Annotated in this window: 22 protein-coding genes; 10 read left to right on the plus strand and 12 right to left on the minus strand. The window is 34.7% G+C overall.

Features of this window, described 5'->3' with window-relative positions; all coding sequences use genetic code 11:
- Position 1: 1 nt before the first annotated feature.
- The 6 genes from J2X17_RS03105 to J2X17_RS03130 all read left to right on the plus strand — a co-directional run bounded on the left by J2X17_RS03105 (position 2) and on the right by J2X17_RS03130 (position 6677).
- Positions 2-985, plus strand: a complete 984-nt coding sequence (locus J2X17_RS03105; protein WP_310294579.1) for a PorP/SprF family type IX secretion system membrane protein — start codon at positions 2-4, stop codon at positions 983-985.
- Between the two features lie 255 nt (positions 986-1240).
- The gene (locus tag J2X17_RS03110) at positions 1241-2428 is read left to right on the plus strand and encodes a phosphoglycerate kinase (RefSeq protein WP_310294582.1); all 1188 of its coding nucleotides are present in this window, start codon (positions 1241-1243) and stop codon (positions 2426-2428) included.
- A gap of 110 nt (positions 2429-2538) precedes the next feature.
- Positions 2539-4374, plus strand: a complete 1836-nt coding sequence (locus tag J2X17_RS03115) for a LysM peptidoglycan-binding domain-containing protein (RefSeq protein ID WP_310294584.1) — start codon at positions 2539-2541, stop codon at positions 4372-4374.
- Positions 4375-4420: 46 nt separating this feature from the next.
- Positions 4421-5389: a DUF4837 family protein gene (locus tag J2X17_RS03120; protein WP_310294585.1), complete on the plus strand. Its 969-nt coding sequence runs from the start codon at positions 4421-4423 to the stop codon at positions 5387-5389.
- Positions 5390-5441: 52 nt separating this feature from the next.
- A complete protein-coding gene (locus tag J2X17_RS03125; RefSeq protein WP_310294587.1) occupies positions 5442-6083 on the plus strand; it encodes a DUF1579 domain-containing protein in 642 nt (213 codons plus the stop codon).
- Positions 6084-6230: 147 nt separating this feature from the next.
- On the plus strand, positions 6231-6677 hold the full coding sequence (locus J2X17_RS03130) for a GNAT family N-acetyltransferase (RefSeq protein WP_310294589.1): 447 nt from the start codon (positions 6231-6233) through the stop codon (positions 6675-6677).
- Here J2X17_RS03130 and J2X17_RS03135 read toward each other — a convergent pair whose 3' ends face one another.
- From J2X17_RS03135 to rnpA, 3 genes are all read right to left on the minus strand, one after another.
- Positions 6678-7481 (minus strand): OmpA family protein, encoded by an 804-nt coding sequence (locus J2X17_RS03135; RefSeq protein ID WP_310294591.1) that lies wholly within the window; start codon positions 7479-7481, stop codon positions 6678-6680.
- A gap of 7 nt (positions 7482-7488) precedes the next feature.
- Positions 7489-9126: a S41 family peptidase gene (locus tag J2X17_RS03140; RefSeq protein WP_310294593.1), complete on the minus strand. Its 1638-nt coding sequence runs from the start codon at positions 9124-9126 to the stop codon at positions 7489-7491.
- Between the two features lie 103 nt (positions 9127-9229).
- Positions 9230-9646, minus strand: coding sequence for a ribonuclease P protein component (gene rnpA / locus J2X17_RS03145; protein ID WP_310294595.1), 417 nt, complete (start codon positions 9644-9646; stop codon positions 9230-9232).
- 126 nt (positions 9647-9772) lie between these two features.
- Between rnpA and J2X17_RS03150 the strand changes: the two genes are divergently transcribed.
- From J2X17_RS03150 to J2X17_RS03160, 3 genes are all read left to right on the plus strand, one after another.
- Positions 9773-10513 carry a lysophospholipid acyltransferase family protein gene (locus J2X17_RS03150; protein WP_310294598.1) on the plus strand — a complete coding sequence of 247 codons (741 nt, stop codon included), beginning with the start codon at positions 9773-9775 and terminating at the stop codon, positions 10511-10513.
- 56 nt (positions 10514-10569) lie between these two features.
- Positions 10570-11562 (plus strand): acyl-ACP desaturase, encoded by a 993-nt coding sequence (locus J2X17_RS03155; protein ID WP_310294600.1) that lies wholly within the window; start codon positions 10570-10572, stop codon positions 11560-11562.
- Between the two features lie 211 nt (positions 11563-11773).
- Complete coding sequence (locus tag J2X17_RS03160) at positions 11774-12427, plus strand: HD domain-containing protein (RefSeq protein ID WP_310294602.1); 654 nt, start codon at positions 11774-11776, stop codon at positions 12425-12427.
- 377 nt (positions 12428-12804) lie between these two features.
- On the opposite strand, the gene J2X17_RS03165 is transcribed toward J2X17_RS03160, so the two are convergent.
- From J2X17_RS03165 to J2X17_RS03185, 5 genes are all read right to left on the minus strand, one after another.
- Positions 12805-12927 carry a FeoB-associated Cys-rich membrane protein gene (locus tag J2X17_RS03165; RefSeq protein WP_310294604.1) on the minus strand — a complete coding sequence of 41 codons (123 nt, stop codon included), beginning with the start codon at positions 12925-12927 and terminating at the stop codon, positions 12805-12807.
- 6 nt (positions 12928-12933) lie between these two features.
- On the minus strand, positions 12934-15033 hold the full coding sequence (feoB, locus tag J2X17_RS03170) for a ferrous iron transport protein B (RefSeq protein WP_310294606.1): 2100 nt from the start codon (positions 15031-15033) through the stop codon (positions 12934-12936).
- A complete protein-coding gene (locus J2X17_RS03175; protein ID WP_056196581.1) occupies positions 15033-15272 on the minus strand; it encodes a FeoA family protein in 240 nt (79 codons plus the stop codon). The genes feoB and J2X17_RS03175 overlap by 1 nt, the downstream gene beginning before the upstream one ends.
- 103 nt (positions 15273-15375) lie before the next feature.
- The gene (locus J2X17_RS03180) at positions 15376-16041 is read right to left on the minus strand and encodes an SCO family protein (RefSeq protein WP_310294609.1); all 666 of its coding nucleotides are present in this window, start codon (positions 16039-16041) and stop codon (positions 15376-15378) included.
- A gap of 206 nt (positions 16042-16247) precedes the next feature.
- Entirely contained in the window at positions 16248-17171 is a 924-nt protein-coding gene (locus tag J2X17_RS03185; protein WP_310294611.1) for a DMT family transporter, read from the minus strand.
- 201 nt (positions 17172-17372) lie between these two features.
- On the opposite strand from J2X17_RS03185, the gene J2X17_RS03190 reads away from it, so the two are divergent.
- Positions 17373-19433: a M13 family metallopeptidase gene (locus tag J2X17_RS03190; protein ID WP_310294612.1), complete on the plus strand. Its 2061-nt coding sequence runs from the start codon at positions 17373-17375 to the stop codon at positions 19431-19433.
- Between the two features lie 64 nt (positions 19434-19497).
- Here the strand turns inward: J2X17_RS03190 and J2X17_RS03195 are convergent, their stop codons facing one another.
- The 4 genes from J2X17_RS03195 to tnpA form a co-directional block, all read right to left on the minus strand.
- Entirely contained in the window at positions 19498-19902 is a 405-nt protein-coding gene (locus tag J2X17_RS03195; RefSeq protein WP_310294614.1) for a c-type cytochrome, read from the minus strand.
- Positions 19903-20901, minus strand: coding sequence for a porphobilinogen synthase (gene hemB / locus J2X17_RS03200; protein ID WP_310294616.1), 999 nt, complete (start codon positions 20899-20901; stop codon positions 19903-19905).
- A 133-nt stretch (positions 20902-21034) separates the two neighbouring features.
- Positions 21035-21922 (minus strand): fructose bisphosphate aldolase, encoded by an 888-nt coding sequence (locus J2X17_RS03205; protein WP_310294687.1) that lies wholly within the window; start codon positions 21920-21922, stop codon positions 21035-21037.
- Positions 21923-22103: 181 nt separating this feature from the next.
- Entirely contained in the window at positions 22104-22505 is a 402-nt protein-coding gene (gene tnpA, locus J2X17_RS03210) for an IS200/IS605 family transposase (protein ID WP_310294618.1), read from the minus strand.
- Positions 22506-22530 lie beyond the last annotated feature (25 nt).

Genomic DNA, 22530 nt, shown 5'->3' on the forward strand with positions numbered 1-22530 from the left:
AATGAAAAAATTATTTTTATCCTTAGTACTCATGGCTGTAACAACAGGTTACAGCCAAGAGTTAAACCTACCAGTGTTTACCCAGTATCTTGCTGATAACCCTTTTGTAATTTCGCCTGCCTTTGCGGGTATTGGTGACAATCTTAGAATTCGTGCCAACGGACTTACACAGTGGGTCGGAATCAAAGACGCGCCAGAAAATCAATCCCTTTACGCTGATTTCCGCGTTTTAGACCGTTCAGGTGTTGGTCTTTCGTTGTACAATGATAGCAATGGTAATACCAGACAAACAGGTGCAAAAGTGTCGTTTGCGCACCATCTTATTTTAGATTATTATTCGAAACAGTATTTGTCATTAGGTATCTCTTACAACTTTAATACTTTCCGTATTGATATTGATAAGTTTACTGATGATGTAAACGGGGGTAATTCACCAATTAATAATCCTAACATCAGAGATGATCGTTATACATCAAATAACAACTTTGACATTAGTGCCTTATATCGAAACAAAAATTTTTATGTGAGTTTTAATGCAAATAACGTTTTACAAAAGAATGTAGAAAAATACAGAGGAGTTGAGCCAAGTTTGCTTTCAAACTATCAGGTATACTCTGGATTTACTTTTAAAGACGGTGAAAACAATCGTATAGAATACGAACCATCTGTTTATTTTCAATATTTTGCGAGTGATAAACGTTCGTCTACCGATTTAAACTTCAAGTACAGACGTTACAATCGTTACGAAGATTATTATTGGATTGGAGTTTCTTACCGTTTCCTGAACGACCAGTTTCCAAAACCATTATCTGTTGGTCCTATGGTTGGTTTCATGAAGTCTAAATTTTATTTTGCTTACTCATATCAGGTAATGTTCAATGATCTTGGATATTACAACACAGGAACTCACTCGATCACTATCGGATTTGATTTCTTACAGGCAATTAGTGACTGTCCTTGTACACAAGGTCCCGTTCACGACTAATATTTAAAGATAAAATTACTGCAGTCTGAATTTTTAGTTTTTGAGGAATATTAAAAACGAATTTTTACTGCAGTAGCTTTTATCCTGAAATGGTATACTCAGCCATTTTTATCTTTTTTAATTATAAATTTGTTTTTTTTCATAATTTACATCGTTTTCGTTGTTATAGATAGGTTATTTTTACATATTTCAAATTTAATACTACTTTAAAAGTTCTATATTTGTTATTCTTTCAAAAAATTAAAAAATTATCAAATGAAAACTTTAAACGATTTCGATTTTAAAAATAAAAAAGCAATTATCCGTGTTGACTTCAATGTACCACTGGATGAAAATTTTAATGTAACAGATGCAACTCGTATTGAAGCTGCAAAACCAACGATAGACACCATCTTAGCGCAAGGCGGAAGTGTTATTTTAATGTCACATTTAGGAAGACCAAAAGGAGCTGAAGAAAAATATTCATTAAAGCATATTTTAAAAACAGCTTCTGAAATTTTGGGAGTTGAGGTTAAGTTTGCAACTGATTCTGTCGGAGAACCGGCTCAAACTGCTGCTGCAGCTTTAAAACCAGGTGAAGTTTTATTACTTGAAAATTTACGTTTTCATGCTGAAGAAGAAGCGGGTGATGTTGATTTCGCAAAACAATTGGCATCTCTGGGAGATATCTATGTAAACGATGCTTTTGGAACGGCACACAGAGCGCATGCTTCAACAACGATTATTGCACAGTTTTTTCCAACAGAAAAATGTTTCGGAACATTATTGGCAAAAGAAATCGAAAGTTTAAATAAAGTACTTAAAAATAGCGAAAAACCGGTAACAGCTGTTCTTGGAGGTTCTAAAGTTTCTTCAAAAATCACGGTTATCGAAAATATCTTAGACAAAGTAGATCACATGATTATCGGCGGAGGTATGACTTTTACTTTCGTGAAAGCACTAGGCGGTAAAATTGGTGATTCTATTTGTGAAGATGATAAACAGGAATTAGCTCTTGAAATTTTAAGACTAGCTAAAGAAAAAGGGGTTCAGATTCATATTCCGGTTGATGTTATTGCTGCAGATGATTTTTCAAACACGGCAAATACTCAGGTGGTAGATGTAAAAGAAATTCCGGACGGGTGGCAAGGTCTTGATGCAGGTCCTAAATCATTGGAAAATTTCAAAAAAGTAATTTTAGAGTCTAAAACTATTTTATGGAATGGCCCATTAGGAGTTTTTGAAATGGAAACATTCTCAAAAGGAACGATCGCTTTGGGTGATTATATCGCCGAAGCTACACAAAATGGTGCATTTTCATTAGTTGGAGGTGGTGACTCTGTTGCTGCTGTAAAACAATTCGGTTTCGAAGACAAAATGAGCTATGTATCAACTGGTGGTGGAGCAATGCTTGAAATGTTAGAAGGAAAAGTTTTGCCTGGAATCGCTGCGATTTTGGACTAAAAAATCACAATTAACATTTTTTTGCATATTTTTCATTGGTAATCTATTTAAGTTTGCAAAAATAGAGTTACTATAATAGTTTGAATTATAGGATTTTAAAAAAATGTTATATGATTGTAAAAAAAATCTCCTTAGTGGTTTCGGTCTTTTGTTCGCTTTCGATTTTTGCACAAGATGTTGCTAAAAACGATCTCGGGATAAAACAGGAAGTAAAGTTATCCTATTTAGATTCTGTAAAAAACACCTTCAAAAAAGATGAAGTGGCTACACGTGTAGACAGTCTTTGGATGAATGAGTTAGTAAGTTTGGATATTTATAATGATTTTTCAAAAGATATTCAAACCGTTAATACAGATCAAAGTGTAGATGCTGAATTGCCAACAGAGCTTTTAAAGCAGCGCTTGCAGGCAATGAATGAGAAATCACCTTTTGATATTGAATACAATCAGGGTTTAGAAAATATAATAAAGTCATTTCTTAAGAATCGTAAAAAATCGTTTTCGCGATTAATGGCTTTATCAGAATATTATTTCCCAATCTTTGAGGAAGCTTTTGCAAGACAAAACATTCCTTTGGAAATAAAATATTTAGCTATTGTAGAATCTGCTTTAAATCCTAAAGCAGTTTCTAGAATGGGCGCTACGGGTCTTTGGCAATTTATGTACGGGACCGGTAAACAATACTCTCTTAAAATCGATTCTTATATCGATGAACGCAGTGATCCGTTGAAAGCGACTGCTGCGGCCTCAGATTATTTTTCTAAAATGTTTACTATTTTCGGTGACTGGGAGCTTGTTTTGGCTTCTTATAATTCAGGTCCGGGAAATGTTACGAAAGCAATTCGTCGCTCTGGCGGAAAAACTAAGTATTGGGACATCAGAGAACATCTTCCAAAAGAAACTCAAGGTTATGTTCCTGCTTTTTTAGCAACAATGTATCTTTTCGAATATCATAAAGAACACGGAATTAACCCTGAAAGAGCTCTTGTTAAAAACTTTGAAACGGATACCGTAAATATTAAAAAAGAAATGACTTTCAAACAAATTGCCGATTTGTTAGATATGCCACAGTCTCAAATTCAGCTTTTAAATCCTTCTTATAAATTAAATGTTGTTCCTTTTTATCAGGGAGAAGCGCATTGCTTGCGTTTACCAAAGGATAAAATCGCAACTTTTGTTTCAAACGAAGATAAAATTTACGCCTACGTTAAACATCAGTCTGAAAATAAAATGATGCCAACACAATTGGCTTTAAAAGTTACCCCTAAAGCAAAAGCAAAACTGGAGAATACAATCGATTCAGATATTCAGCTTTATAAAGTTAAAAAGGGTGATAACCTGGGTGCGATTGCTGATAAGTACAATGTTAATATAAGTGATTTAAAGAAATGGAATAATCTTAAATCAAATTCGGTTGCTCTTGGAAGAACATTAAAAATCAAATCAGCGGTTGATTCAATTGTCAAAAATCCAAAAGAAATTAAAACTACTCCGGTTTTAGATAGAAAACCAGAAGAAGCGATTGCTGCTGTTGACAATAAAGATAAATCAAATGCTCAACCGCAAGAATATGTAGTTGTAGCCGGAGACAATTTGGGCAACATTGCGAAAAAGTTTGGTATGACTGTTGCTGAACTAAAAGAGCTTAATAATTTAGCTTCAAACAATATTGGTTTAGGAAAAACTTTAGTGATTTCTAAAGAAGTTCCTGTAATCGAAGAAGCTACTGTATCAAATACTGCGATTGCTTCAAATTCTATTGATTCTTTCAAAAAGAAAACAGCTTTGACAAAAAATATAAGCGAAGATTATTACGTTAAAAAAGGAGATTCGTTATACAGCATTTCAAAAAAATATCCGGGAGTTACAATTTCTGATATTAAAAAGTGGAATGGAATTCAAAACGAAGAATTAAAACCGGGAATGAAACTCAAAATAAACGGATAATAAAAAATCTTAACTAAATTTGGGTTTTATTTCATAAATTAAAAAAATGAATAAAACCCATTTTTTATTATTAATACTTCCATTTCTGTTGGTTTCGTGTCTAAAAAACGAAAAACAACAAGAGCCAGTTTCTGGTAAAACCAATACTATTTCTGTCATTATCGACGATCAGTTATGGTACGGAGAAGTGGGCGACAGTATTCGAAATAAATTTGCCTCGCCAGTTTGGGGCCTTACTCAGGAGGAACCTCTTTTTACCATCAATCAATATCCCGCACGTTTACTCGAAGGTTTTGTAACCGATAGCCGAAGCATTATCGTCGTTAAAAAGGCGGCAACAGATAAATTCGAAATCATTCGTAGCAGGGCGTTGCCACACAACACATTTCGCATTTACGGAAAATCAGTAGATGATATAATTTGCAGCATTGAAATGAATGCAGGGCAAATTATAAAGCTCATTCGTGATGCTGAAATAGAAAAAATCCAGCAAGACAACAGCAAAGCCCTATTAAATCCAGCCCTGCTCAAAAACAAATTTCATATCGATCTTCAAATTCCTGTAGGTTACGAATATGTTTTGCACAAGAAGAATTTCATTTGGCTGAAGAAAGAAATCATTAGCGGCAATACAAGTTTGCTTATTTATGAGGTTCCAATAAAGCAGCTTACTAAAAGCAGTGATATTGTTGGGAATATTGTAAAAATGCGAGATTCAGTCGGACTTTATATCAAAGGCCGTGAACCTAATACAGAAATGATTACCGGCGAAGCTTACGCCCCTTATTTCTCAACTATTTCATTAGATGACAAAAAAACTTTTGAAACAAAAGGTACGTGGGAACTTAGAAATGATTTCATGACCGGACCATTCATCAATTATGCAATTGTCGACGAAGCGCACAAGCGTATTTTAGTAATCGAAGGTTTTTGTTATTCACCATCAAATCAGGAAAGGGATTTGATGCTCGATTTAGAAGCAATCATAAAATCGGTTAAAATTGCAAAGAAATAGTTTGCTTTATTTTTCATACTTTTGTTTGTAACAAACATTAAATGAGATAATTATGAAAAAATTATTTGCAGTATTATCGATATTAATTTTGTTTTTTGCTTCTTGTAAAAAAGAAGTGAAAACAGAAACGGAAGCCACTCCGGTTGTCGATAGTGTAAAAACCGAAGAACCGATTGCAGAAGCGCCTTTAGATTCTGCAGCACAAATGAAGGCATGGCAGGCATATGCTACTCCCGGAGCCCCACATAAAATGATGGCGGATGAAACAGGAACGTGGAATTGCGATATGACTTTTTGGGAAGAACCAAACGGAAAACCTAGTAAAGCAACTTCTACAGCAAATGTAAAAATGGTTTTGGGTGGTCGTTATCAGGAAACGAATTATCAGGGAACTTTGATGGGACAGCCGTTTGAAGGAAAAAGCACATTGGCCTACAACAATGCCAGTAAAGAATATACCACGACTTTTATAGATAATATGGGAACTGGTATGATGGTGGCAATTGGTAAATATGATGAAGCAACTAAAAGTATGGATCTGAAAGGCGATATGGTGAGTCCGTTAAACGGAAAAAAAGCACCGTATCGTGAAGTTTACACTTATGTTGATGAGAAAACGAGAAAAATGGAAATGTACGACACAAAAAATGGATCAGAATATAAAAGTATGGAAATCATTATGACGAAGAAATAAAAATTTGCTCTCAATCGAATTTAATGGTTATTAAAAATCCCGATTGCTATCAGCAATCGGGATTTGTTTTTTATAAATGGACAGATGTTCTGGCAAGGCTTAAATTTTTAAATTAATTTTGCTCTTCATTGACAACAATACAGAAGAATGGAATTAAAATGGAAAATAAAGCCGTTTGAGGCATTAACAGTTCATGAGTTATATGATTTGCTTAAAGTGCGAAGTGAGATCTTTGTAGTGGAGCAAAATTGCGTTTATTTAGATCTTGACGGCAAAGACAAGAAAGCATTACATTTAATTGGCGAATATGATGGAAAAATTGTTGCTTATTCCCGTTTGTTCGATGCTGGAATTAGTTTTGATAATGCGTCAATAGGAAGAGTAGTGGTGGATGCCAATTACCGTGATAAAAAATGGGGACACGATTTAATGCGCGAAGCCATTGCCGGAATAAAGGAAAATTTTGGAAAAGATAAAATTACAATCGGAGCACAACTATATCTAAAGAAATTCTACGAAAGCCACGGTTTTGTTCAGACTAGCGAAATGTATCTGGAAGATGATATTCCGCACATCGAAATGATTAGAGGTTAATTATACTTTTTTAATCACAAATTCTACACGGCGATCTAAGGCATCGCCTCGTCCTAAAGGATATTTGTTGCCACATCCCAGATAAGTCATGCGGTTTTTAGAAACTTTTTTAGTGGCCAAATAATTAAAAACGGTTTTGGCACGGTTCCATGAGAGTCTTCTCTCATTGGTAGCTTTGTCAATTCCGTCACTGTAGATGTCGGGAGTACAGCAAACGTGGCCTCTAATTTCAAATTGAATGTTTTTTTGATGCTGAAGTGTTTCGGCAATTTTGTCCAGTTCTTTTTGGGAAGCCGTAGTTAGTTTTGAACTTCCAATGTCGAATAAAATATTTTCTAAGTAAATTTTATCGCCCACTTTCAGATTGTCTTTAAACGAAGTGTAAACTCCTTTGCCAAAACTGTTTCGTTTTACAACAATTAAATCAACACGTCGGTTTTTGGAACGTGTTTCATGCAGATTTTCTACCGTATCAGGTTTTAAAACCACACGGCCTTTTCCTTCTAAAATGACAATTTTGCTTTGGTTGAAACCGGCCGAAATGATGAGGTTCTGAATCGTATTGGCACGGTTATTTGATAATTTAAAATTATAGTCGTCGTTACCACGATCATCGCAGTAGCCGTAAATTTGTATTGATTCGACTTTCGTGGTGTCAATACTTTTAATGAAATTAGTTACAACTTCGGTTTGGTTAGGAGTAAGATCATATTTATCAAACTCAAAATAAATGGTTTCAATAGGTTTTTGCTGCGCCGATAAATTGTAAATGAAAAACAGAAATAGGGCTTTACAAATTTTCATTTCATCTTTAAATTTTTAAAATCGTTTTGTACTCAGTTTGATTATTTAAAACGCTGACCGCTTTTTTAATTTCTGAATTGTTTCTAATATAAAATTGATATAAACCTTCCTGATATTGGTATCTTTTGATGAGTTCTTCCTGAATCAAACCTTTTATCTCCTTTTGGTTTTTATCAAGCAATGTACTTTCGCTTTTTTCAAGAGCTGCCAATAATAGTTGGTATTCCGGAGCAATGGTCTCGTCGATTTTTTCATTTTTGGCTGCTGTCAAAGTATTTCGCAAAGCCACTTCGGTTTCAGTATCAAAACTGATTTTATTCGTTTTCAGATATTGTTTAAAGCTCGTATAATCTGCATCTGAAACCACCGGAATTTTATCTCCTAAATTTGGGTTTTTGTAATAATACGTTGTGGCATAATCGAAGATTCCGTCGTTTTTCAATAACGCAGTCGTAATCGGACTCACTTTGGCTTCGTCTAATTCAATATCTGGCAAAACACCGCCGCCATCATAAACGGTTCTTCCTTTTCTGGTTTTAAAAGCATTAAAGTTTTTGGCATCGGTTTTTTGAGCAACGCCATTTTTGTCTTTGTGCGCATAATCCAACGCCTGAATACAACGACCCGAAGGCGTATAATAACGGGAAATTGTCACTTTTAACTGCGTTCCGTAAGTAAGATCTACCGAACGCTGTACCAAACCTTTACCAAAACTGCGGCTTCCTAAAATCACGGCACGGTCTAAATCCTGCAAAGCGCCCGAAACAATTTCTGAGGCTGAAGCACTTCTGCCGTTTACTAAAATCGCAAGCGGAATTTCAGTGTCAACGGGATCTTTAGTGGTTTTATAAGTGTTATTGTGTTTTTCAATTCTTGATTTTGTCGTTACGATAACTTCGTTTTTCGGAACGAATAAATTACAGATATCGATAGCTTCATTCAACAAACCGCCCGGATTTCCTCTTAAATCAAGAACAATCTGAGTTGCTCCGTCAGATTTTAATTTTTCAAGAGCTTCTTTGACTTCAGCGGCAGCTTTTCGGCTAAAATGTGCCAAAACAATGTAACCGGTTTTTTCATCAATCTTCCCATAGAATGGAACGGATTTAATATCAACCTCATCCAAAATCAACTCAGTTGTAAAAGATTTTCCCTGACGAAGATATTTTATCTGAATTTTAGTGTTTTTGGTTCCCTTTAATAATTGCGAGGCATCATCTTTAAAATCGGCAATTAAAACATCGCCAATCTGAATAATTTGATCGCCGGCTTTTAGCCCGGCTTTGTCTGCAGGATAATTTTTATAAGGCTCGCGAACAATCAAACGATCATTTTTTCTTGAAATTAATGCGCCGATTCCCGTATATTCTCCGGTATTGTTAATTTTAAAATTTACAACATCCTGCTCGTTAAAGTAAACAGTATAAGGATCTAAACTTCCCAGCATGCTTTTAATGGCCTTATCCATCAAATCACCAGGATTTGTTTCGTCGACATAATTGGTGTTGACTGCTTTGAACAAAGTCGTGAAGATTTCTATTTGCTTGGCTATTTCAAAAAAATCATCCTTGAAACTGGTTCCAATAAATAAAAACCCCGCTGCAACAGCTGGTATAACGAACTTCTTTTTAAAATAAGGAGCCATAATTGTGAAATATCTTAAATTATAAAGTACTAAAATAAGAATAATTCAGTAATTACTGCGATTCCGTTGCGCTAATCTCAATTCGTCTTTTGAAAACGATTGATTACAAAGGATTTCCTGATTCTGTTTTAATTTCAGATTCTGGAGTTTTGTTTATTTGAAGAAGAAATTTTTCAAATAACTGAACCGTTTTGGTATTGATTTCTTCGTAAGATAATTTGTCTTTCGTCTGATAAAAAAACATCAGAGAATATGGTTCCTGAATGTTATCCAAAAGCAAATGTTTGTTTAATCGATAGGTTTCTCTTAAAACACGTTTGAAATAATTTCTGTCAACGGCTCTTTTGAAGTATTTTTTTGAAACCGAAACGCCAATTTTTATTTTTTCTTCTGAATCTGCTTCCGCCTGACGGTAAACCAAACGCAATGGATATTTAGAAACCGATTTCCCTTCAGAAAACAGTAAACCAATTGTCGTTTTGCTCTTTAAGCGTTCATTTTTAGGGTAAGTGAAGTTCATTTAGTTCAGAAAAAATTTGCAATTTCAGTGGCAAAGGTACAATTAAACCAGAAAAGCGGTTATTGTTTTCAATTTTTATACCGCTAAAAATTTATTTATTACTTTTGGCAATTAATTTTTTTAAGCATGCAAAAGATAATTTCGTATCCCATATCCGTAATTTACTATTTATGTTTTGGTTTGTGTCTGGTTGTTTTTCACCCAATACAATGGATTTGCCTAAATGTTTTTGGTTATCAGGCTCATAAAAAAAGTGTTGATTTTTTAAATTTTTTCCTTTTAAGATGTACAAATCTTGTAGGAACCAGATATACAATTGAAAATAGAGAGACAATTCCCACGGGAGTTCCTTTGATTTTTGTTTCAAATCACCAAAGTATGTACGATATCATAGCAATGATTTGGTACTTTAGACGTTTTCATTGTAAATTTGTAAGTAAGAAGGAGTTAGGTAGCGGAATCCCAAGTGTATCATTCAATTTACGCCACGGAGGATCAGTGCTAATTGACCGAAAAGACCCAAAACAAGCCATACCTGTTATCAAAGGCTTGTCTGAATATATTGAAAAAAATACCAGATCGGCCGTGATTTTCCCTGAAGGCACAAGAAGTAAAACTGGAAAACCAAAAGAATTTGCCCAAAGCGGTTTAAAAATATTATGTAAATATGCGCCATCAGCGTATGTTGTTCCGGTAAGCATCAACAATTCATGGAAAATGGTAAAATATGGTTTTTTTCCTGTTGGTTTAGGAAATCATCTTACCTTTACCGCGCATCCGGCAATGGCTGTAAAAGATTATGATTTTGCCGAGTTAATGAAATTGACAGAAAAGGCAGTAGTAGAAGGAGTAAACGAGTATAAATAGATTTTTGTTTTGAGAATTATTCTGAAACAGAAATCCAAATCTTAAATAAATAAGTAATGTCTATAAAAAACATTAGATTAGAAGTTATGCAGTTTTTAGAAAAAAACGTGGATAGCTTCGTAGAACAGTATTTAATTCCAGTAGAAAAAATTTGGCAGCCGTCTGATTTTTTGCCTAATTCTGAAGGAGATAATTTCTTTGAGGAGGTTAAAGAATTACGTGAAATTGCTAAAGAATTGCCGTACGATTTTTGGGTAACTTTAGTAGGTGATACCATCACTGAGGAAGCCTTGCCAACGTATGAATCCTGGTTGATGGATGTTGAAGGGATAAATCAGGTTGAAAACGGTGGAAATGGCTGGTCTAAATGGATCAGGCAATGGACCGGAGAAGAAAACCGCCATGGAGATTTATTAAATAAATACTTGTATTTGTCTGGTCGTGTGAACATGCGTGAAATCGAAATGACAACACAGCATTTAATCAACGACGGATTTGATATCGGAACTGGATCTGACCCGTACAAAAACTTTGTATACACGAGTTTCCAGGAATTAGCAACATATGTTTCGCACAATAGAGTAGCTCAAATGGCTAAGAAATTTGGTGATAACAAGTTGTCTAAAATGTGTAAAATGATTGCTGGTGACGAAATGCGTCATCACCATGCTTACAGCGAATTTGTTACGCGTATTTTTGCCGTTGATCCAAGCGAAATGATGTTGGCGTTTCAATACATGATGAAACAAAAAATCGTAATGCCGGCTCATTTCTTGAGAGAATCTGGTCAAAAAATCAGTTCGGCTTTCGAACAATTTTCTGATTCTGCACAACGTATTGGTGTTTACACTGCAAACGATTATGTAGATATCATGCAAAAATTAATTGACAAATGGGAAATTGACAAAGTTTCTAATTTGACTGATGAAGCGGAAAAAGCACGTGATTATCTAATGAAATTGCCAGCGCGTATGGCCAGAATTTCTGAAAGATTAGTAATCCCCCAAGAATCTCATATTTTTAAATGGGTGGAGCCTGCTAGACTTTAATAATTTTAGATTGCAGATTTTAGATTTTAGATTGTTGATTAACGATTTTTAAATTGATTTTTGCAATTGATATCGATATTGAAAAAATTGTTGATTGTTGAAGTGTAAAACTTTGACAATCAACATTTTTATTTAAAATAGAAAAGAATCCGAGTAAATCCGTTTAATCAGCGTCATACGCGTGCCATTAGCATCAAAAGAAAATACTACTATGAATAATCCCGAATTAATAAATAAAACAATTGCTTTCGTAAAAGAAAAATTAAATGATGCCGAAGGCGGACATGATTGGTTTCACATTGAACGTGTTTATAAAAATGCCCTTTTGATTGCCAAAGAAACAAAATGCGACTTGGTTGTAGTACAATTAGGAGCTTTGCTTCATGATATTGCCGATAGTAAATTTCATAACGGAGATGAAAGTATCGGACCAAAAACGGCACGTATATTTCTGGAATCTGAAGATGTTTCAGAGGAAATTATTCAACATGTGGTTAATATCATCGAAAACATCTCTTACAAAGGCGGAAATTTTGAAAAGAGTTTCTCTTCTGTCGAATTGGATATCGTTCAGGATGCGGACCGTTTAGACGCTATCGGAGCAATTGGAGTAGCAAGAGCGTTCAATTATGGCGGATTTAAAAACAGAGCGTTATATAACCCTGAAATTGGGCCTAATACCTCTATGACCAAAGAAGAATATAAAAAGAATAATGCGCCAACGATAAATCATTTTTACGAGAAACTTTTACTCTTAACAGATAAAATGAATACTGAAACCGGAAAAAAAATTGCAGCAGAAAGGCATCGATTTATGGAAACATTTCTGGCGCAATTTTATGCAGAGTGGGAAGGAGTGAAATAAATATAACTCCAAATGTTTATATTTTTACAATAAAACTGATTAGCAAAGCACAAAAGAAACCTAGTGTGAACCATAATAATCTTGTAACTCTATTGTCTCTTATTATTTCTGAGTTTTCTTCTTTTTTCATTTTAGCGAATTTAAGTTTGATAAAATTAATTCTTACGAAGGCCAAAGACATACCAAAATCGGGCTTTTAAGTATCAAAAAAAGACAAATTTCGATTTTTATTCCACAAAGATTCGCCAAGAAAACACAAAGCTTCACAAAGAAATTTAAATCTCTGTGAAGCTTTGTGTTTTTAACTCTGTGTATCTCTGCGAAATTATTTCTAAAACCTTAGTATCTTAGAACCTCAGCACCTTAGTACCTTTTCTCTACGAACACCCGCAATTTCCATCACCGCAATCTTTTTTCTTTTTCGATTTCCAAAAGAATTTTTTAATCAAAAAAGCAATAGCGATAAGTAATATTCCAAAGGCAATAATTTCTTGTATCATGGCCGTTTATTTTAAAAGTTGATAAGCTAGCAAGGCAACGAAATAAGCCAGTCCGCTCATAAGAACGAGTTGCATTGCAGGCCATTTCCACGAATTGGTTTCTTTTTTGGTAATGGCTAATGTACTGGCACACTGCATTGCGAAGGCATAAAATAACAACAACGAAATTCCTGAAGCAAAATTGAAAATCTTCTGACCCGTTTCCGGATTGATTTCCTCCTGCATTTTACTTTTTATGGTCGCTTCATTATCACTGTTTCCAACGCTGTAAATGGTGGCCAGAGTTCCAACGAAAACTTCACGCGCTGCAAACGAACTGATAATCGCAATTCCGATTTTCCAGTCATAACCCAAAGGTGCAATGGCAGGTTCAATTACGCGACCCATAATTCCGATATATGAATTCTCTAATTTTTGAGAAGCGACTTCATTTTCAAACTGAATTTCGTTTAGTGGTTTGTCGGCAAATCTTTCTTTAACGATAGTTTCGGCTTCATTGAAATTTTTGCCTGGTCCAAAAGAAGCTAAAAACCACAAAATCACAGATATCGCCAAAATGATTTTACCCGCACCAACAACAAATGCTTTGGTTTTTTCAACAACATTAATTCCGACATTCTTTAATAACGGCATTTTATAACTTGGCATTTCAACAACGAAATAAGTTTTGTTATTAAACTTCAGAATTTTATTCAAAATATAAGCCGATAGAATTGCAGTTCCAAAACCTAATAAATACAACAACATCAACGACAATCCCTGTAAATTCAGGATTCCCAAAACACGTTTGTCAGGAATTACCAATGAAATTATAATAGCGTAAACCGGAAGCCTTGCCGAACAAGTTGTGAACGGTGTTACTAAAATAGTAATTAAGCGTTCTTTCCAGTTTTCGATATTTCTTGTCGCCATAATGGCCGGAATTGCACAGGCAGTTCCTGAAATCAATGGCACAACACTTTTTCCTGAAAGCCCAAACTTACGCATGATTTTATCCATCAAAAACACAACCCGGCTCATGTATCCGCTTTCTTCCAAAATAGAAATAAATAGAAATAGAAATGCAATTTGCGGAATGAAAATCAGAATTCCGCCAATTCCCGGAATAATTCCCTGTGAAAGTAAATCAGTTAAAATTCCGCTTGGTAGTTTTGCAGAAGCCCAACTGCTCAAAGAAGCAAAAGTGCTGTCAATGAAGTCCATCGGGATGGTTGACCAACTAAAAATAGATTGAAAAATAACAAACAATATTCCAAGGAAAATAAAATAACCCCAAAATTTGTGTGTTAAAACACGGTCAATTTTGGCTCTGATATCTTTTGCCATCGAGGCATCGACTTTTAAACCTTCTTTCAAAACATCATTGATAAACTGATATCTTTTGATAGTTTCTTTTTGCTGTAAACGTTTTAATTCCGAATGCGATTTGGTAAAAGTGCTTCTGATTTCATTACGCTCCAGATTCAAAAAATTCACATCCTGCGTGATAACCAACCATAATTTATACAATAATTGATTTGGAAAAGCGTGTTGTAATTTTTTAAAATATTCAGTATCAATAACTGAAGCATTTAAACATGGTTCATGCGGAATCGTTTTGTATGAAACAATTAGTTCTTTTAGTTCCTCGATTCCATGACCTTTACGCGAACTGACTAAAGCAATTTTAGTTTTTAGTTTTTCTTCTAAAAAAGGAATATCAAGCGTAATCCCTTTACTTTCCATACGATCAGACATATTAATAACTAAAATCGTCGGAATTTCAAGGTCTTTTATTTGAGTGTAGATCAGTAAATTTCTTTTCAGATTTTCAACATCCGTTACAACTACTGCAACATCAGGATATAGTTTGTCGTTTTTGTTTAATAAAAGTTCAATTACAACACTTTCATCCATCGAACTGGCATTCAGACTGTAAGTCCCAGGTAAATCAAGAATATTAGCTTTGATGTTGTGTGGTAATTTACAGAAACCCATTTTTTTCTCAACAGTAATTCCCGGATAATTCCCAACCTGCTGATTAAGGCCAGTAAGCTGATTGAAAACGGAAGTTTTTCCTGTATTTGGATTCCCGATAAGGGCAACATTAATATTTTGAACGCTCATTACAAATTGGTTTTGATAAGTTCCACTTCAATTTCACGAGCGGTTTCTATACGAATGGCAACATGCGAGCCATTAATATCCAAATACAAAGGATCTCCAAAAGGAGCAATTTGAAGTAATTCGACCAAGTTGCCCGGCAAACAACCCATTTCTAATAACTTTAGAGGAATAAGATCGATATCAAAATCTTTGATAATGGCTTTTTCGCCTTTTTTCAGAGTGTGAATTGTATTTTGCAAGCTTATTTAGATTGAATTTAGATTGCAAAAGTAGGCAATAATTCTTTATTTCAAGGCATTTAACCCTTTTGATTGTCCCAAAATTTCCTTAAATAAGACAATTTTACTCTTGTGATAAAAAATTGATGTCGTCAATTAAACGTTTAATTTCTTCTTTGTTTGTTCCGTCATAAAAACCACGAACGCGGCGTTTTTGATCTACCAAGACAAAATTCTCCGTATGAACCATATCATACAACTGATCTGGTCTTCCTAATTTCACTGCCAAATACGATTTTCTCGCCATGGTGTAAATCTCTTTTTTGTCGCCGGTAACCAAATTCCATTTGCTGTCTACCACATGATGTTTTATAGCATATTCCTTTAAAACCGGAATGCTGTCCACTTCTGGAAAAACAGTGTGAGAAAGCAACATCACTTTCGGATTGTTTAAAACCGCTTTTTGAACATCTTCAAGATTAGTTGTCATTTTTGGACAAATTGATCCACAAGTGGTGAAGAAGAAATCGGCAACATATATTTTTCCTTCGTAATTTTTCTGTGTAATGGTATCACCATTTTGGTTTACAAACGAAAAATCTGCAATGGTATGGTATTTACTTTTGTATTGAATAGTACTGTCCACCAGCTCCGGATTTACGTCGGCAGGATTGTAAATTGGCAACGTTTTTTGTGGCTTTAAAGCCGAATAAAATAGGGATATTGTAACTATCGAAAATACTATTAAAACAATAAAGAATTTGCGGTATTTATAGAGTAACGATTTCATAAACGGAATTTGGCGCAAAAATACGAAAAGCAGTTTTCAAAAAACTAATTCTGTGTTGTTTTTAACAGGCTTTTGACTCTCATTAAAAGTAATATATTAGAAATGTTTTAATCACACAAAGACGCGAAGTTGCAAAGTAAAACTTAAAAAATAAAACTTTGCGACTTCGCGTCTTTGCGAGAGATAAAAAGAAAGCAAATAATTCTTTAATTTTTAGTCTTTCTAATAGATTTGTTAACCAGATACAATCCAACTAAAGTTACGGCTGCTCCAATGGCAATGGCCTGAGTAAGTGTTTCTTCAAAAATGAAAGCTCCCAAAACCATCGCGACTATTGGATTTATATAAACGTAAATACTGCTGATTTCAGTTGGAAGATGTTGTAAAGTATAAATAAAAGCGATGAAAGTTAATACCGAACCAATAATGATTAAATAGATAATTGCCCACCACGAATTCATAGAGATTTCACTCAACGGAATATTAGTTCCGGCGGCTTCGGTAATTCCAAATAATAAGACACTCGAAATCAACATCTGCAATCCTAAACTAAAATACGGATTAAAACTGGATGCTTTTTTCTTAGTTTCCAAAATTCCGAAGGCCCATGTAATAGTTGATGCGACCATTAAAATGATTCCGAATTGAAAATCAGGTCTTAAAAAATCAGATAAGTAATCCATGAAAATAATGCAGATTCCACCAAAACTGACCAGGATTCCGAATAAAGCTACTCTGGCGATTTTTATGCCATTAAAAAAATTGATAATAATAATCCAGATCGGGAAGAGCGCACTAATAATGGCGCCTAATCCACTGCTGATATATTTTACTCCCCAGGTACTTAACCCGTTGCTTAAGGCAAAATTCAAAATAGATAAAATAATAATCGTTTTCCATTGTTTGCCTTTGGGCCAAGGCTCTTTTTTTATAAGAAAGTAACCAACATACAGCAGGCCGCCCAAAAACTGACGGATAGTGGCTACCTGAAGCCCCGGCATATGTCTAACCGCTTCTTTTGATGCCAGCCACGTTGTCCCCCAAAAGAAACTTACCCAGCATAAAGCCAAAATTGGAAATCCGATAGCTTCAATCTTTCCTGAAAATGCATTCTGAATTTTTACTCTCACTTCAATAAATTGTTTTAACAAATATTCCAAAAACAATTTGAATTAAAGACTACATAATCAAACATATATTTATGAAATTTTTAGTTGCTTATGATCGATTTTTTGCATTAAAAATCTCACTTGAAATTATTGCGATAATTTTAACATAGAGTTCCGAAGAATAACAATATGTTTGTATATATACTAAAACTATAAAGAAAAATGATTAAAAAGCTTACTAAACCTATGTTTTGTGTAGTTTCTTCAATGTTTATATTCAGCGCAGTTGAAGCTCAAGATGCAAAACCAAAAGAACCGGGTATCAATGTTTCTTACATGAATACAAAAATTAGTCCGAGTCAGGATTTTTTTCAATATGTAAACGGAACATGGTTAGATAAAACCGAAATTCCAAGTGATCGTACCACTTGGGGAAGTTTTAATGAATTAATCAAAAAGACCGATAAAGATGCAATGGCAATTTTGAAAGAAGCTTCAAAAAATCCAAAGTATAAATCGGATACAGATCAGGGGAAAGCAGTAAATTTATTTAATACTGTTTTAGACACGGTAGGCAGAAACAAAAGAGGAATTGAGCCTTTGAAGCCATACCTGAAAAAAATTGATGCTATTAAAAATGTAGCTGATCTTCAAAAGTATTTGGTAGAAATGGAACCTCAGGGCGGAAATGATTTCTTCGGAATTTACATTGGAGCTGATGAAAAAAACAGTTCTAAAAATTCTGTAAGTCTTGGTGTAAGCCGATTGGGTTTATCTGATAAAGATTATTACATTTCTGAAGATAAAGATTCAAAAGAAAAACGTGCAAAATATGAGCTTCACGTAGCAAGAATGATGCAGTTTATTGGAGAATCTCCTGAAAAAGCAAAACAGAGCGCAGCAGAAATCCTGGCTTTAGAAACTGCTTTGTCAAGCCCAAGATTAAATCGTGTTGAGAGTAGAGACAGTCGTCTTCAATACAACCCGATGACGGTTGCGGATCTTCAAAAACTTACTCCGGCAATTAAATGGGATGCTTATTTTACAGGGCTTGGTTTGGCTAAACTGGATACAGTTGTGGTTGTTGAACCACGTTATATGAAAGCTTTACAAACTGTTTTCACTGAAAATAAAGTGGCAGAATGGAAAGAATACCTTAAATGGACTTTGTTAAACCGTTCAACTTCACAATTAACAACTGAAATTGAAACGGCAAATTTTGACTTTTACAGTAAAACTTTAAGAGGAGCAATTAAACAATTACCTCGCGAAGAAACAGCTTTGCAAGTGGTAAACAGAAGTATTGGAGAAGCACTTGGAAAATTGTATGTAGAGAAAGTTTTCCCAGCTGAAGCAAAGACCAAAGCGATTGATATGATTCACAATGTGATTTTGGCTTACCAAAACCGTATTAATAATTTAACATGGATGTCGGATGTTACAAAAGCAAAAGCGATTGAGAAATTGAATAAAATCACTATAAAAGTGGGTTATCCGGATAAGTGGAAAGATTATTCCGCTTTAGAAATTAAAAGTGTTGCGGAAGGTGGAAGCTATTTTGAGAATGCGCACAATTTATCAAAATGGAATTTCAAGAAAGGTTTAGAAAAATTAAATAAGCCAGTGGATAAAACAGAGTGGGGAATGTCGCCACAAACAGTAAATGCTTATTACAATCCGTCTTATAATGAAATTGTTTTTCCTGCAGCAATTTTACAACCGCCTTTTTACAATTACCAGGCTGATGAAGCAGTAAATTATGGTGGAATCGGAGCTGTAATTGGTCACGAAATTTCACATGGTTTTGATGATTCAGGAGCACGTTATAATGCAGATGGAAATCTTGTAGACTGGTGGACTGCTGATGATTTAAAACAATTTACAACTTTAGGTAATGCACTTGCAGATCAATATAGTGCTTTAGAGCCTTTGCCTGGAATTCACGTGGACGGTAAATTTACTTTAGGAGAAAACATTGGGGATTTAGGTGGAATCAATGCAGCTTATGATGGTTTGCAATTGTATTTAAAAGCACACGGAGATCCTGGTTTAATTGACGGATTTACGCCTGAACAACGTTTCTTTATCTCCTGGGCTACCGTTTGGAGAACAAAAACAAGAGATGAGGCAATTAAAAGTCAGGTAAAAACAGATCCGCACTCTCCGGGAATGTACAGAGCTTACGTACCGATTCAGAATGTTGATGCTTTTTATCAGGCATTTGGAATTAAAAGTGGAGATAAAATGTATGTAAGTCCAGACAAACGAGTTAAAATCTGGTAATTTAAATCATAAAAAAACGGCGCTAATTTAGCGCCGTTTTTGTTTTAACTATATTCGATCTTCTTTATTTAGAATTGCTGTAAATATAAGCTTCAATTGCCTTTAATTCTTCATCAGACATCGCCTGCGTAATTGGGAAGTTCGTTTTCATCACCGAAAACTGAGTTGGATCAACAATAGGATCTGCATTTCCTTTCAGGAAAGTAACAATATCGCCTTTTTTATCTTTGTACGTTTTTCCTATTTCCTGAATACTCGGACCGATTATTTTTTGATCCACCTGATGGCAGGAAATACAATTTCCTTTTCCTTCAAATATATCTTTTCCTAATGCTTCGGGAGTTGTGGCTTTCGCCGATTCTCCTTCTGAAGATTCTGTTGTTGTTTCAGTTGGTTTTCCGAAAGGTTCCTGCTCTTTTTTACAAGAGGCAAAAGCTAAAACGGCAGCTAAGAATAATACTTTTTTCATTTATTTCTTATTTAATAATATTGCAGCTTCTTTCGCAAAATAAGTTGAGATAATACTGGCTCCCGCACGCTTAATGCAATACAGTTGCTCCATCATGATTTTATCATTATCAAGCCATCCTCTTTCTGCTGCTGCCTTGATCATGGCGTACTCACCAGAAACATGAAAAACAGTTACCGGAACATTTACGGCATTTTTTACTTCGCGAACAATGTCTAAATATGCTATTCCGGGTTTTACCATTACCATATCAGCACCTTCTTCTACATCCATAAGTGTTTCTCTAATGGCTTCGATACGATTTGCATAATCCATTTGATAAGTTTTTTTATCTTTTGGAACAACCACATCAGCTTCTCTCGGAGCACTGTCTAAAGCATCACGAAACGGGCCATAAAAAGCAGAAGCATATTTTGCCGAATAACTCATAATTCCCACATTTTCAAAACCTGCAGCATCTAATCCCTGGCGCAAACGCAAAATACGTCCGTCCATCATATCACTTGGTGCAACAAAATCGGCTCCTGCTTGTGCGTGCGAAACGGCCATTTTTACTAATGCTTCATTAGTCGCATCATTGGCAACATCTCCATTTTCGATAATTCCATCATGACCATAAATAGAATATGGATCAAGAGCAACATCGGGCATCACAATCATTTCAGGACAGGCCGCCTTTATCGCTTTAATAGCATTTTGCATTAATCCGTTAGAATTCCAAGCTTCTTTTCCGGTATTGTCTTTCAGAGATTCATCTACTTTTACATAAATGTTGACAGCGCGAATTCCTAAAGCAAAAATTTCTTTTACTTCTTCTACGGTTAAATCAATAGAACGACGAAAAATTCCCGGCATTGACGGAATTTCAACTTTATAATTTTCGCCTTCTGCAATAAACATTGGAAACATAAAATCGCTCGGACTTAATGTTGTTTCGCGAACTAAACTACGGATAGATTCATTTACTCGTAGTCTTCTGCCTCTTTGTAATGGGAACATATTTATTTTAGATTTTTGATTGCTAATTTTTGATTTTTGATTTTTGATTGTGGAATACTTCAGATATTCTGAAATCACAAACCGTTAATCGCTAATCGGCAATCCAATTTATTAGATTTTTTAATGTTTTATTTTATGTGATTGAAGCGGTATAAATCGCTTTTATGGTTTTATCAAGTTTTTGGTTAAATTCATCATCAGACTGACCAGCAGAAAGACCTTCGGAAAGTGCTCGTGAAAAACTGGCAATCAATCCGTGGTTTTGCGTCAGTTTCGCGTTGGCTTCTTCTTCTGAATATCCTCCGGATAATGCTACAACACGTATAACATGCGGATCAGACATTAGTTCTTTGTAAAAGTCATTCACAGTTGGAATAGATAGTTTCAGAATCACTTTAACCTTTTTATCCAACAAGTTTAGTTGTTTCTGTATTTCTGCTTTCAGAATTTCTTCCGATTTTTCTTTATCAGCACTATAAATGTCAACTTCCGGTTCAATAATCGGGACCAGTCCTTTTGCAAAAATTTGTAAACCAACTTTAAATTGTTGCTCAACTACTTCGCGAATTCCTTCGGCATTTGCTTCTTTAATAACAGATCGCATTTTGGTTCCGAATACATTTTTTTCTACAGCGCGATCCAATAATTCATCTAAATTATGAATAGGCTTCATCAATTGAACATCATTGGCAAGATCAGCCAATCCTTTATCTACTTTTAAAAACGGAACGATGTTTTTCTTTTCCCACAAATAATCAGCCGTCCATTGACCGTCAATTTTACGATCCATGGTATTTTCAAACAAAATAGCACCAAGAATATATTCGCTGTCAAACGCCGGACTCTTTATAATTCGGGTTCTCATCTCATGTACAAGAGTGTACATTTCTTCGTCATTCGAATAACTGCTTTCCTGAACGCCGTATTGTGCGAGCGCTTTCGGTGTACTTCCGCCACTTTGATCTAGTGCTGCGATAAATCCTTTGCCTGAATGCATGCGGGTTAATTGTGCGATGTTCATTTCTCTCTTTTCCATAATAATGATCTTTAAGTGGTTTTATTCATTATTCCAAAAGCTCCGGAGGAGCATTATGTTTATAGATAAAATTTAATGTCTTGGATTTGAGCTCCAGAGGAGCGCAATATTAAATGTCATTAAAAAGATATTCGTTTTTAAATTCTACATTAAACAATTTTAAAAATTAGGTATATTCTTCTTTGAACGTCTTGTTTTTATGATGTTCCTCTTGACGTTGAATATACTTTATAACATTTGTTAATTGAGAATGACTATATGAAAAAGCACCAAAACCCGTTTGCCATTCGAACTTTCCATTAATCCATTTTCGGTCATTTATAAACTTCGATGAATTTGATTTGATATCCCTAACCAGATCAGAAATTGACTTATCCGGTTTTAATCCAATTAAAATATGAATATGGTCTGGCATCCCATTAATTGCAATTAATTTTTGCTCTTTATTGGTAATGATTCCAGTGATATATTTATAAATTTCATTTTTCCAATTTGCTGAAATTAGGTTTTGTCTGCCTTTAACTGCAAAAATAATATGAATGTATAATTGAGTATATGTATTTGCCATCAATTGTAATTTGTTAAGATGTCAC

The organism is Flavobacterium aquidurense, from assembly GCF_031458035.1.
Taxonomy (GTDB): Bacteria; Bacteroidota; Bacteroidia; order Flavobacteriales; family Flavobacteriaceae; genus Flavobacterium; species Flavobacterium aquidurense_C.